This is a genomic window from Noviherbaspirillum pedocola (genome assembly GCF_016632335.1).
Lineage (GTDB): Bacteria > Pseudomonadota > Gammaproteobacteria > Burkholderiales > Burkholderiaceae_D > Noviherbaspirillum_A > Noviherbaspirillum_A pedocola.
In genome coordinates this window covers 135,411-146,794 of sequence record NZ_JAEPBG010000015.1, presented here as the reverse complement: position 1 = coordinate 146,794, position 11,384 = coordinate 135,411, and the positions used below count along the sequence as shown (strand labels likewise).

Here is an 11,384-nt window from a genome sequence, read left to right as displayed (position 1 = left end):
TGCATGCGGTGCTGTGCGGAGCCGGCTACAACCTGCGCTGGCTGATGCGGGCAGTACAGCGTCTGGGGCTGAAGGCCCTTTTATTGCGTCTGCAGTTGGACGCCATGCTGCGTGCCATCTCCGGGCTCGCGCCAACCAGAGATGGCAACAGAAGCCTTATCGTCGGGTAAAGCAGCGCCGAAATCCCTCCATGAAGCGCCGCGCCGCGTCGTCGAATCAATTTTGCAGGTTCGACTAATTAATGCCGAATAAGACGAAGGTCTTCCGTCTATTAGTAATTCGCACACAAGTTCGGCACAGTGTTTCCTAGATTTAGCGAATAGATACGAAAAAGCCCGCACGCGGCGGGCTTGAGCGGAATGCGGAGAGAGACGCTTAATTCTTCATCGCAGGATTGAGGCGCGCGGCCAGCGTCGAGACGATGTGATCGTAGCGGGTGAGGGCGGTCGGATCGGGCTTGTTTTCGTTCTTCTTCCAGCGATGAATCGTCATCGTGGTCACACCGATCAGGCTGGCAAGGCCGATGTTCTCCGTGGTACCCAGACGCTCTTCCCAATCCTTGAGAATTTCGCTCATCGGCTTGTCGAACTTGCTGGCGCGCACCGAGTTCGAGGTCTTGTGCTCTTCCAGCAGCTGCCGTGCCTTCGTCATCACATCCTTCGACACGCTGGCGGTGCGGCCGTAGATATAGGACGACAGGCGCGGCAGGCCGATGCCGAGCAGCACCGCGAAGTCCTGGTTGCGCACACCCATCTGTTCGCCGATCGACACCAGTTCAGCCTGATCCTCAGACAGAACCGCCTTGCTTACGACCTTGCGGCGTCCCTGCGCCGGCGCGCGGGCCGGGGCTCGCTGCGGCTTACGAACTGGCAATTCCTCCTCCGGCTCGTTCGAGGGCGGGATGAAGGCCATGAAGGGGACGGCGTCGATGTTGAATACGCCGGTGTCGCCCAGGTCCATGAGCCCGGTTTTCACTTTGTTTAGGTCGGTCATAAATCTGCTGTGCTCGCTTTGTTGATCTATCAAGGAATCCAGGTCTACCTGTTCTACTTCCACGAGGCCTGCCTGAGGCAGCTCTTCGCCGCGCTCGCGCATGGCTTCAACAGAGTCATGGTGATAGGTCAGGGTGTTCTCATCCCGCAGTACTTCCCGGCTGACGTTTTCCGCAATGGCCCAGATGACGTAGTAGACCGCATGGGAGGCGCGGATCTTGGGGAGCATCTTGGCAAAGAAAACGATCATCACGCGCTGGACGACTTCTTCCACGCGGCTGAGGTCGACGCCGTTCTCGAACGCCCGCTTGCGGCAGATGCCGCGCGCCCGCTGATCGTTGAAAAGCGTCAATGCCAGCTTGTCGATGAAAACCTTGTCATTCGTCGGCCGCTGCAGATATTGCTCGATCATCACCTCGAGCGCCGAAGCCTTGGCGGACGCTGTGATGGGCGAATCTTCTAGGAGGACGGCTGACATGGGACGAGTAAACTTACCTGTATTGGAATGTGCGTCAGTATAGCGTCAGATATAAACATATGCAAATAAAGCGTAATACTGGATATGTGGATGTTGATTCACGAGACGCGTGCTGGCGTCGCCTGTTCGCACGAAACAATAAAAAACCCGCAGGCTGTCATGGCTGCGGGTTGGGTGCATACACCAGTCGCACGAAGGCGACGATCAGTCGGTGTTGGAGATTTTGAGGCGACTTCGTGCGATCGCATCCCGCAGCACCGTCGGCTCGACCGGTTTCATCAGCACCGGCACCCCACGCGCCTGGATTTCGCCGGCCATTTCGGGATGAATGGCGGCGCTGATGACCACCCATGTGGGGTAGAAGCCGGGTACAGCCTTCAGCAGTGCCTTGAATGCATCTTGTCCTGTCTCGCCGCGCAGGTTCCAGTCCGTGACCAGCGTATCGATGTGTTCGTTGGAGGCATTCAGCAGCTCCGTCATGGTTGCGGAATCCTTGGCCGCGATCACGTTGGCTCCTTCGCCGCGCAGGTAGTCGACCAACGACGCTCTGAGGTTGTCGTTATCTTCGACCAGCGCCACCCACATGCCGTTGATCGAAGGAGGAGGAGGGGCAATGTCCGCGGCTTCGAGCTCGGCCGGATCGATATCGGACTTCGGCAGCGAAAGCCTGAAGCGCGAGCCTTTGCCGGGGATCGACTTGACGGTGATGGTCGCGCCGATGGAGGTGGCCAATCCTTTGACGATCGATAGACCAAGCCCGTAGCCCTTTTGCGGGCCCGGATTTTCTCCACGTTCGAATACTTCAAACAGGCGCTGCTGGCCCGATTCCGAAATGCCGGCGCCGGAATCCCAGACTTCGATATTGATGAACTCGCCACTCTTACGCGCGGCAACGCACACGCCGCCATGCCTGGTGTAGCGAATTGCGTTCTCGACGAGATTGCGCAGGATGCGTTCGAGCAGGAACGGATCAGTCTTGATCGCGACATTCGTGGCGCGATGCCACAGCGTCAAACCCTTTCCCTTTGCCAGGTGCATTGTCTGGTCCGTCACCCGGTCGAACAGGGCTTGCAAATGGATCGGCTTGGTTTCCGCCTTGTGAAGGCCGGAATTGATCTTTTCTAGGTGGATGATGTCCTGGCAGAGCCGCTGCAACACGGTCGCGGCGGTGCGCATCGACAGGAGCGGGCCGCCGAACCGTTCCAGATCATCGATCCGCTTCTCGAAGCTGCCGAGGCAATTCAGCATCGTGTGGATCGGCTGGGCGAGATCATGGCCCGCGCCGAGCAGGAACATCTTGTGCTGGTGTGCCATGTTCGCGGTAGCCGTCGCCAATGCCTCGGTCTCAATGGCCTTCTTCCGGGAGTCAATGACTTCCTCGATATACGCGCTATGCCGCTTCATCATTTGCTTGATCGCCATCCGAATGCCCATCGAGACGGCACTCCCTGCGGCAAGGATGGCCAGCGCGCCGACGACGAATTCACTGGCATCCGGCGCCTTGAAATCGACAAGGAGAATCGGTAACCATACCGAGGCCCATAGCACGCTAAATCCCCAGGAGGATGCGTACAGTGACGGCATGCTGGTGAAGGTCAACGTCACCAACGTCATAATCAGCAAGTGGTGGCCAACATGGTCAAGGTCCTCAAGGAACCAGGCACCAGCGACGCCCCATATCAGGCCAAACGAGACCGCCATCGCCACCCGTTGCGGAATAGCCACGCCAAAATTCACCGATCGTTCCTGCACCAGTGCCTGTTGAATCGGCTTGATCATCTTGCCGCCGATTCCCGGCTCTTTGCCGATTTGGGCGCGCTTCAGGGCGATATAGACGACGTTGCGAATGATGATCAGGGCGAAGCTCAGGCCCGCCCAGATCCACGGCAGAGCGGAGTGGCAGACGCCATCGACGCTTTTCGGATGGGCCTGCGTAATCCAGAGGATCAACAGCGTGCCGACGGTTGCCGTGCCGCAGGACAGCAGGATATGGGGCAGGCCGATCATCAGATTGAAATCGATGCGGCGCTGGTTACGCGAGACGAAGACGGTGGGATTCATTGCAGTGAGGGCGTGTCGCCACGGCGGAAGTGGCGACACGACAGGATGAAGGGGCTAGCTGGAGACTATTAACGCAGGGTCAGGTCGACATTCGTGCGCGGCGTGTAGCCGCATCGCGCCGCCTGCACGCCGAGCTGGGTGCGGGTGCTGACGGCCAGCGTCGACATGATCGAACGCAGATAATTTTTGACGGTGCCTTCACTGATGCCCAGCGAGTTGGCGATGCCCTTGTTCTGCAACCCGGCGATGGCAAGGTCCAGGACAGCGCGCTGCCTTTCGGTGAGCTTGAGCGCCCGGTCCAGGAACTGGGAACGGCAATTCAGGTCGCGTGTAGGGAAAAATTCGCCACCGGCCAGCACGGTCTTGACCGCTTCGATCAATACCGCGGGATTGTCCGTTTTCGAGACAAAGCCCTTGGCGCCCATCTGGTAGACCGAATTGACCGTCGCCGGCGCGGTCACGCCGGAGAGCATCACGATCGGGATGCGCCGGCCGGGAACGGACTGCATATAGGTCAGCAGATCAGCGCCGTTTTCCGGGCCGAGCAACACGTCGCAGAGAATCAGGTCGACAGGAGTGTCTCCGCCGGCGGCGATCATTTCCTTGGCTTCGCCAAGCGTCGTGCAGGTATGGAAATGAAAAGAGGGGAATGCTTCCCGCGCCATGGATATCAGGCCTGCGGCGAGCATCGGGTGATCGTCAATAATTAGAATTTTCATCGGGACTGTCACATCAAACTAGGAGTAACACGAAGTGAGCCTTGTGCGCTTTTCGGTTAGTTACTTTCGTAATGTGCCGAAAGACACATTGTGGCATATGTTGCTGTACGGCAAAATACGTTTATTCGTTACCGAACAACACATATCGGTAAACGTGCAAGGAAACGACAATAACTTTGGGGAATGAACATGATTGCTGCGAACACTGCTGTGGAATTGGGTCTGGACATGCTTGGCTATGCGGATGTGTCCAAAGGAGGCGGGCAGGCAACGCCGTCTAAAAAGAAGCTGCGCGACGCGCTGATGTCGTATCCGGAAGGCCGCGCCGAGATCCTGCTGGCCAGCCTGTTCCTGGAACTGGAAAACGCCACCTCGCTGGACGACGTGCGCAAGGCCCTGCCGAACTACGAGCGCCTGGTGGACTCCACCGCCGCCGCAATGTAAGCCCGGTACGTTGGCAAATGGGCAAAGAAAAGCCCGCCATGTCGAACATGGCGGGCTGTTTTACGTCTACAGGTCAGACTGACGTCACCGTCAGTTCACCCCGGTCGTCAACGACGACGTTAAACGCATGACCGCGTAGTGCGTCGAAACGATACGCGCCGCCTTGCGACAGCAGCATCCGAACAATGGCGCTCAGGTCCTTCGTGCGGTGCAGCGCCACAAGGGCCTGGAGGTGCTGATCGTCGGTATCCCGATCGGCCTCCTGGAACTCCTCGTTGTCAGCGATATACGAACACGCCTGCATCACTGCGCCGGCGCCGCTCGCGTTGCCCGGGATAGCGACTTCGCCACTGGAGTGAAACACCGCTTCATCGTCAAACGTCACGCTATGCTGATCCAGCGATAGCGTCACGCTGTCGCAGAAGCGCACCGTCGCATCGAGGTACAGACCGTTGAACGTTTGCGCCTGACCGTCAACACCGTTGAGGGTGAAAACGACGTCGTCGGCGCGTTCGTACAGGTCGATCTGATACTGCTCTGCCCAGTGTCCGGCAGGCAGGTTCGACACGACCATCCAGTGCTTCTTATAGGCCAGCATGTGTGCGGCGATCGATTCCTCGGAGGGCGAACCCAGGCACAGGACATGCTGCCCCGCTTCGACCGATTGCCGCGTGACGCCGGATTCGACTTCCCGCATGAAGCGCCAGTCATCCGCCAGCACCGGCTCGGGCGCGTAATGCAATGCGCACTTCGGCAGATACGGAATATCCAGCAACATGGAAGACAGACCCAGCTCCGGCAGCATGTGCCAGTATTTCTCTGCGAAGGCTTCATTCCCCATTTCCCCCTTGTGCGCGGTCAGGATTTTCTCCTGCTCGGTGCGCAAGGCGGCCTCGATGCGACAGGCAGCTGCCGTCTCATTGATGAGCTGGGTCCGATCCGGCATGCGCGCGGCGAACTGCGTGCTATCCAGATGCACCACGTTGTGCACATCCCACGACATACCGGATTGATAGATCGGCAAGCCCTGCAGATAGACCGTCATGCCGCGAACCAACTGCGGATGGTCGTTGTGATAGCCGACCACATGAATCGGGCCGATGGCCGTCTCCACCGTTGCCAGCGCAGCCAAGGCATGCGGACGCTCGAGCGGTTTGTCATTGAAGACGACAGCGATCGAGAACCCTTTGGCGAATCGGTTCAGCGCATTGGCAACTTCCGGCTTCGGAAGCGTCATGCCCTGAATCGTGATGCGGGTGCCGCCGATGAAATCGGACGGAACCACCGCGATGCTGCCGAAGCTCAAGGCCGTTTCGGTCGCAAACGCGATCTGACGGCCGCGCGACTCCACGGTGACATGCTTGCCGCTGTGCAGGGCGCTGAAGAAGCCTTGGCCGAAAGCCTGCTCCCGGGCGACCAGTTGTGCATCCCAGCCGGATTCCGACAAGGTAAGCAGCTTCTGGAAGTCCTCGATGCCGGTGCCATTGTCGATCACGACCAGGGTGCCATCCTCCGTATAGGAGAAACGGACCTCGGTGGCGCCGGCGCGGCGGGCATTCTGCATCATCTCCGACAGCACGTTGACCGAGTTGGTAAACGAAAAGCGCATGTTGTGCACCAGGTTTGAAACATTGACTTGCAGCGAAACAGCGTTCATTAGTATCTCCTGAGAAGAAAAAGTAAAAAGGGAAGGGCAAAGGCACTTGCGGTGTCTTAGCGAGGGAGATATGACGCACACGCGACTGCAAGATGCTTCGTTTGTCGGCCGCAAAAAGAAAAACGCCACCGCTCGTAAAGAGTGGTGGCGCAGGGTCAGACGGTTAGGATGAAACCCTCGTCACGAGGTTCGACGGTCTCAAGTACCGGTTTACTCGCTGATGGGGCAGGGGCCTTGGCAAGATTCGAGACCGAAGACGCCACAGCAGCTGGCGCTGCCTTGGTTTCTTTGGCTTCCTTCAGGATGGACACCTTGATGGACTCGGAACTCGCCTTGCGGTGAGCTTCCATGTCTTCCTCGGTGAAATCCACGCCCTTTTGCTTTAGCAGCGCCTCGTAATCCACAGCGCCCTTGCGGACGACGCGGGTCACAGAGACACCACTTCCTTCGCGTTTGGACTGGTCGTTCGCAAGCATGCTGACCAAGATCGCACGCGCCTGCTTTTCCGTTTCCTGAGCATGTTCCACGGCGCGATTGGCCATGATCCACTCCGCCGCGGCGGCCGCCCATTCGTCGGTCGACCAGGTGCCGGATTTGACATGGTCCCAGAACGCCGAAGCGGCCGTGATGATTTCCGTGATCCGGGCCTCATTGCGAACGACTTCGAGCAGGACACCGTCCTCACCATCGAACGAGTAGTAGTGCATTTTCTGCAATCCGGTCAGCAGCAACTGCTGCTGGCACTGGTCTGCAAAACACGCCGGAACCACGCCGTTCAATGCCGACTGGTGCGCTTCCGCGCCCGGACATTTGATCTCGACGATCATGTCCTCATGGAAGGTCATCCCATCCAGCGAAGCCCGAAGGAACGGGATTTCGACGTACTCTGTTGTCGTCGGTACGACCACATTGCCTGTCAGCTGCTGATAGGCGATGCGCGCTTTGGGCTCGAGTGCATGCCCACGGATCTGGGCAGGGTTAGGTTTTGCAGGAAGGGTGATGCCGGTTTTGATTTTGAAAAGGCTGTACGGGGTCATGTAGTGCGACTTCCCCATGATGATCGGGGCCTCCGATGCACCAATGCCTTGTTGTCTCCACGCGAGCCATTCAGGGGAGCCCTGAATGGATTCCGGCCCGGTGATAATGCGCATTGCCATTGACGTTCTCCTATAGGTTGAATCCGCGAGGTGCGGCCAAGCTCCGCGAAAGCCTGGTACCCACGAAATGGCAAACGCCCGTTAGTAAGCGGGGCAAAGAAGTAATCGTCGGAGCAGTGAGGGGACGAAGAAAGAAAAACGCCCCATCCTGGAAAGGATGAGGCGGGGAGGGGTTACTTCTGCAGGACGACGGTGATGGTGCGAACCATCGTGCCGACGCTTTTAAACGAGCCTTCCGGGTTGTCCCACATCCGGCCATGCGCAGCGACCAGATCGCGGAACGCGGCGGACTTCGCGTTGCTGCGGAAGGTGACGCTGGCAGCCATGATGGCGACCAGGCGACCGCCCTCCTTCAGCATTGACCATGCATGCAGCACATGGTCGATGTCTGCCTGCCGCGAAAACGGCGGATTCATCACGATAGCGGCTGGCGTGCGCTCCGGTCGAAATGCGAGGAAATCCGAATGGACGGGGCAGAACCCGAGTCCTTTCAGCACTTCGACATTTTTTTCCTGAAGCTCCACGGTGATGACGTTGGCGGTGCCAACGATCGCCGCGGCCTGGACCGCGATATTTCCTACGCCGGCGCTCGGCTCGAGCACCACCATTCCGGGTTCGAGACGCGCTTCCCGGATCAGGACCTCGACCAACTCGTTCGGCGTCGGGAAGAAACCGAAGTTCTCCACCCGTTCCGGCCGGTCGTAGGTGCCGGTTTCGATGATGCCTTCGACCAGATCGGTTGGATCGTGCGCGAAGACGTGACCGGATGCCTTGCGGTCCCAGGCGCCGCCCAATGCGGTGAGCGCCGCATCAACACGCTGGTAGTCATTCCGATTCAGCTTGCGCGGAAACCGGACGACATTGCCATCGATGAGCGCCTCGGCAAACAGTTCGATCAGAGACAGATCGGCTGATTGCGGTTGCGGCTCCTGTGAGAGCGTTTGGCCAGAATGAGGGGGATCGCCAAGCAGTTCGGAATAGGAAGAGGCGATTTCCGCCCAGTCCACTTCGCCGCTCGTCCACGCCGGAATCCAGACCACATTCCCGCGCAGGCCTTCGGGCTGCTCACTGTCCTCGCGCACGCGCTTGACCCTGAACTTCGCCGATAGCTTCTTCGGGCAAACCTGCCGGTCCGCGCCAACGAAGTTCCAGATTTGTTGATAGACGCTTGCCTCCTGCTGGAGGTACAAACAGGTGCAGTAGGTGGCCGAGTTGACGTAGCCGTTGTACTTTTCCTCATCCAGCTTAACCGGCTGTGCCGCCCACAATGCTTCGAGTTCCAGCTGACGTACTTCCATTTCGTTCTCCTGAGGGGGGTGGTAAATAGGCCAATTGCGATGGCCTGATGCGGAGTAAATGAAATACGCGGGCAGATAAAGCAGTGAGCGGGAAAGGAGTCACTCCCGGTGGGGGCTGGCGGAGTCGGGATGAGAGGGAAGTACCGAACAGAGGATGAAGTGGGAACGGTACGGTTTGCGGAGCGGCGCTGGCCCGACCGCGGCATTCGTCACCTTTGATCCCGGTGATGGGGCGTTTCGGTAGCCAAAGGATGCGGACAGTCCTTTGGCTCCGCAAAGGGGGACCTAGATGCCGAGCATTTTTTCGAGGTCCATCAGAGCATCCAGCTGTACCTGCGTAATAGGCTCGTCGTCCGCGGGGGCGGCACTCCCGCTCTGTCCTGTACCGGCCGTCACCTGTGTCTGCGATGCAGCCACAGTTTCGTGGGCGGACTGCGTGACTACTGTAGAAGCAACGGGAAGCGGTGTTTGCGCAACGGGAAGCGGTGCTGGCGCAACGGCGCGCGGGGCGGCCGTCGTCCGCGATATGGTCGCTTCCGTTTTCGGCGCCGCAGTTATGCGCTGTGCCGGTTTGGCAGAATGCCCTGCGCGCTGACGCGTTGGCGCGTGCGAAGCATCTAGCTTGATGACGACACGCCGCCCATCCAGTGCGCCCCCTGGTCCGTTCAATGCGCTTTCCAGCGCTTCTTCGAGCGTTCCCTCTTGTTCATGCTTGAGAAACCACTGATAGAAAACCGCGCGGATCGTCGGAGTTTCTGCGCGATAGGGCAATTGTGCGAGGAACTCGAGCAACCCCGGGCATTGAGACGCCTGGATTTCGATACCGAATCGTCTGCGCTCCTCGTCGGGGTCGTGCTGTTTGACGTAACGAGCCATTGCGGTTCCTTATTTGTCCAGAGATTTAGTAGTGCGGCGCTTGGCCGGCTTTTTGTCCTGGCCCTGAATGAAGGACCTCAGCGCTGTGAACTCAGCCTCTTTCGGCTGCCGGTTATCGGGTCTACCGCCAGGCCCCTCAAGGAACGCCTTCACTGCATACTCCAGATCTCCATGTTCCTGATGTGCGAGGAACCATTGATAGATAATTGCCCGCAGTAGAGAAGCCTCATGGCCGTAGGGCAGGTGCGCCAAGAACTTCAGCAAGCCCGGACAACTTTCCTCTTGAATATCGACTACGACACGCCTTGCTGTCTCATTTGGGTCGTACTGACGGATTATTCTAGGCATTGACCGCCTCCATGTGTTTAGCCGTAATCGCCGCTGCACGCTTGCGCAGCTGACCTTTTCCAAACCGGCAGAAACCTTCGGCGACTGCCATCCGGGGCTCGGGCAGGAGCATGACGTGCGGCCACTGCTTGAGCAGGCTCTCGTGAATGATTGGGGCGCCGCCGCCGGCGAGCAGGACGCCGTCGACCGTCGCGGCTTCTGCGGCGAGCAGCGCATTCGTCTTCGTCATGATTTTTGCGACGACAAATTCAGCAGCTTCAGCAACCTCGGCTGCAATGTCCCGTACGCCAAAGTGGCGGATTTTTTTGGTCCGCAGCGCTTCTTCGCATGCGACCGGCGAGGCGTCGATGCCTTTCGCGGACAGAATCCGGCCCAGCTGCTCTGCGGCCATGAAGATGCCTTCGCACGAATCCGACTTGCGATCGATGTGGACGCCTTCCTTCATGAGTAGGAAGTCGGTTGTGAAATGACCGACCTCGATAACGGCCCATGACTTCCTGCGGCCGACCTCGTCAGTTAAGTGCTCTGAAACGGGCAGACCTTTCTGGTTCAGGAAAAACGAGAGGAAAGCGCCCATCGGTTGGGAAAGCGCTTTGACGTCCGCATTCGGTGCTGCCTTACGCGTGAGCTCTTCGAGGCGATCGCGTTGCTGTCCATAGAGCGCGGCCGGCGTACCGACGACGATATAAGCGGTATCGAGACCGGGAACTCCGATGCGGCTAAGACGCTTGATGGCGGAAAGCACTAGCGCCTGGTATTCGGGGGTCTCGGTCCAGTCGTTGGAAAGCCCAATCGAGGAGGTGGCGCCGCCTTGCAGACGGGCGGTATCCCCGGTGAAGTATTTTCTGCCTTCGACAATGACGGTCTCAGGTTCTGCGGCGCGGATGGAGTTTTCGTCGGTCAACTGGATGGCATGGCACACCAGAGACGGGAAGGTGACCTGAGCTTCCTGCCCGTTGGCGAAGGCGACGGCTTTCACCGCGCTACGTCCGATATCCAATCCAATGATGGTTTGCTCGTACATTGATCTTTCCTATGAAGGTTTCTGCTCTTGGGAGTACTTCTTACGCTATTGGCTTTGGGCGTCCAACAAATAGAAATTGCTCGGCTCGCACCTCAACTCAGTGCTCAACTATGTTGCACAGCAACGTTGCACAGCTACGTTGCTCAACACTGTGATAAACAAGGTTCTTCGCCTTGGCGAATGGTACGATACCTAACCCGGATTGACAATCCGCAAGTATGGAATCGATAATCGCTCCCGGATTCCTGAGTAACACCACCCCCCCGACCTTGTTGAATTTTCCTAAGTAACACCACCCCCCCGACCTTCCCTTAAACACTTGAGTAACAC

10 protein-coding genes are annotated in these 11,384 nt (G+C 58.5%); 1 reads left to right on the top strand and 9 read right to left on the bottom strand.

All coding sequences use genetic code 11. From position 1 onward, the window contains the following. Window positions 1-375 precede the first annotated feature (375 nt). The 3 genes from JJB74_RS33470 to JJB74_RS25320 all read right to left on the bottom strand — a co-directional run bounded on the left by JJB74_RS33470 (window position 376) and on the right by JJB74_RS25320 (window position 4,250). Window positions 376-1,470: a hypothetical protein gene (locus tag JJB74_RS33470; protein ID WP_234484842.1), complete on the bottom strand. Its 1,095-nt coding sequence runs from the start codon at window positions 1,468-1,470 to the stop codon at window positions 376-378. A gap of 204 nt (window positions 1,471-1,674) precedes the next feature. Next, window positions 1,675-3,531, bottom strand: coding sequence for an ATP-binding response regulator (locus JJB74_RS25325; RefSeq protein ID WP_200596726.1), 1,857 nt, complete (start codon window positions 3,529-3,531; stop codon window positions 1,675-1,677). Between the two features lie 68 nt (window positions 3,532-3,599). Beyond that, on the bottom strand, window positions 3,600-4,250 hold the full coding sequence (locus tag JJB74_RS25320) for a response regulator transcription factor (RefSeq protein ID WP_200596725.1): 651 nt from the start codon (window positions 4,248-4,250) through the stop codon (window positions 3,600-3,602). A gap of 189 nt (window positions 4,251-4,439) precedes the next feature. On the opposite strand from JJB74_RS25320, the gene JJB74_RS25315 reads away from it, so the two are divergent. Further along, entirely contained in the window at window positions 4,440-4,694 is a 255-nt protein-coding gene (locus tag JJB74_RS25315) for a hypothetical protein (RefSeq protein ID WP_200596722.1), read from the top strand. A gap of 73 nt (window positions 4,695-4,767) precedes the next feature. On the opposite strand, the gene JJB74_RS25310 is transcribed toward JJB74_RS25315, so the two are convergent. The 6 genes from JJB74_RS25310 to JJB74_RS25285 all read right to left on the bottom strand — a co-directional run bounded on the left by JJB74_RS25310 (window position 4,768) and on the right by JJB74_RS25285 (window position 11,054). Beyond that, window positions 4,768-6,480, bottom strand: a complete 1,713-nt coding sequence (locus JJB74_RS25310) for an ATP-binding protein (RefSeq protein WP_200596720.1) — start codon at window positions 6,478-6,480, stop codon at window positions 4,768-4,770. 26 nt (window positions 6,481-6,506) lie between these two features. Beyond that, window positions 6,507-7,508 carry a lambda-exonuclease family protein gene (locus JJB74_RS25305; protein ID WP_200596719.1) on the bottom strand — a complete coding sequence of 334 codons (1,002 nt, stop codon included), beginning with the start codon at window positions 7,506-7,508 and terminating at the stop codon, window positions 6,507-6,509. A 173-nt stretch (window positions 7,509-7,681) separates the two neighbouring features. Further along, window positions 7,682-8,776, bottom strand: a complete 1,095-nt coding sequence (locus JJB74_RS25300; protein WP_200596716.1) for a methyltransferase — start codon at window positions 8,774-8,776, stop codon at window positions 7,682-7,684. A 315-nt stretch (window positions 8,777-9,091) separates the two neighbouring features. After that, entirely contained in the window at window positions 9,092-9,682 is a 591-nt protein-coding gene (locus tag JJB74_RS25295; RefSeq protein ID WP_200596713.1) for a hypothetical protein, read from the bottom strand. Window positions 9,683-9,691: 9 nt separating this feature from the next. Beyond that, window positions 9,692-10,030 carry a hypothetical protein gene (locus JJB74_RS25290; protein WP_200596712.1) on the bottom strand — a complete coding sequence of 113 codons (339 nt, stop codon included), beginning with the start codon at window positions 10,028-10,030 and terminating at the stop codon, window positions 9,692-9,694. Next, window positions 10,023-11,054, bottom strand: a complete 1,032-nt coding sequence (locus JJB74_RS25285; RefSeq protein WP_200596709.1) for a ParM/StbA family protein — start codon at window positions 11,052-11,054, stop codon at window positions 10,023-10,025. The genes JJB74_RS25290 and JJB74_RS25285 overlap by 8 nt, the downstream gene beginning before the upstream one ends. Between the last annotated feature and the right edge of the window lie 330 nt (window positions 11,055-11,384).

Bases quoted from the DNA above. Each gene is read 5' to 3' on its own strand.
- JJB74_RS25290 (WP_200596712.1), bottom strand. From the start codon at position 10,030: ATGCCTAGAATAATCCGTCAGTACGACCCAAATGAGACAGCAAGGCGT.
- JJB74_RS25295 (WP_200596713.1), bottom strand. From the start codon at position 9,682: ATGGCTCGTTACGTCAAACAGCACGACCCCGACGAGGAGCGCAGACGA.
- JJB74_RS25305 (WP_200596719.1), bottom strand. From the start codon at position 7,508: ATGGCAATGCGCATTATCACCGGGCCGGAATCCATTCAGGGCTCCCCT.
- JJB74_RS25285 (WP_200596709.1), bottom strand. From the start codon at position 11,054: ATGTACGAGCAAACCATCATTGGATTGGATATCGGACGTAGCGCGGTG.
- JJB74_RS25320 (WP_200596725.1), bottom strand. From the start codon at position 4,250: ATGAAAATTCTAATTATTGACGATCACCCGATGCTCGCCGCAGGCCTG.
- JJB74_RS25315 (WP_200596722.1), top strand. From the start codon at position 4,440: ATGATTGCTGCGAACACTGCTGTGGAATTGGGTCTGGACATGCTTGGC.
- JJB74_RS25325 (WP_200596726.1), bottom strand. From the start codon at position 3,531: ATGAATCCCACCGTCTTCGTCTCGCGTAACCAGCGCCGCATCGATTTC.
- JJB74_RS33470 (WP_234484842.1), bottom strand. From the start codon at position 1,470: ATGTCAGCCGTCCTCCTAGAAGATTCGCCCATCACAGCGTCCGCCAAG.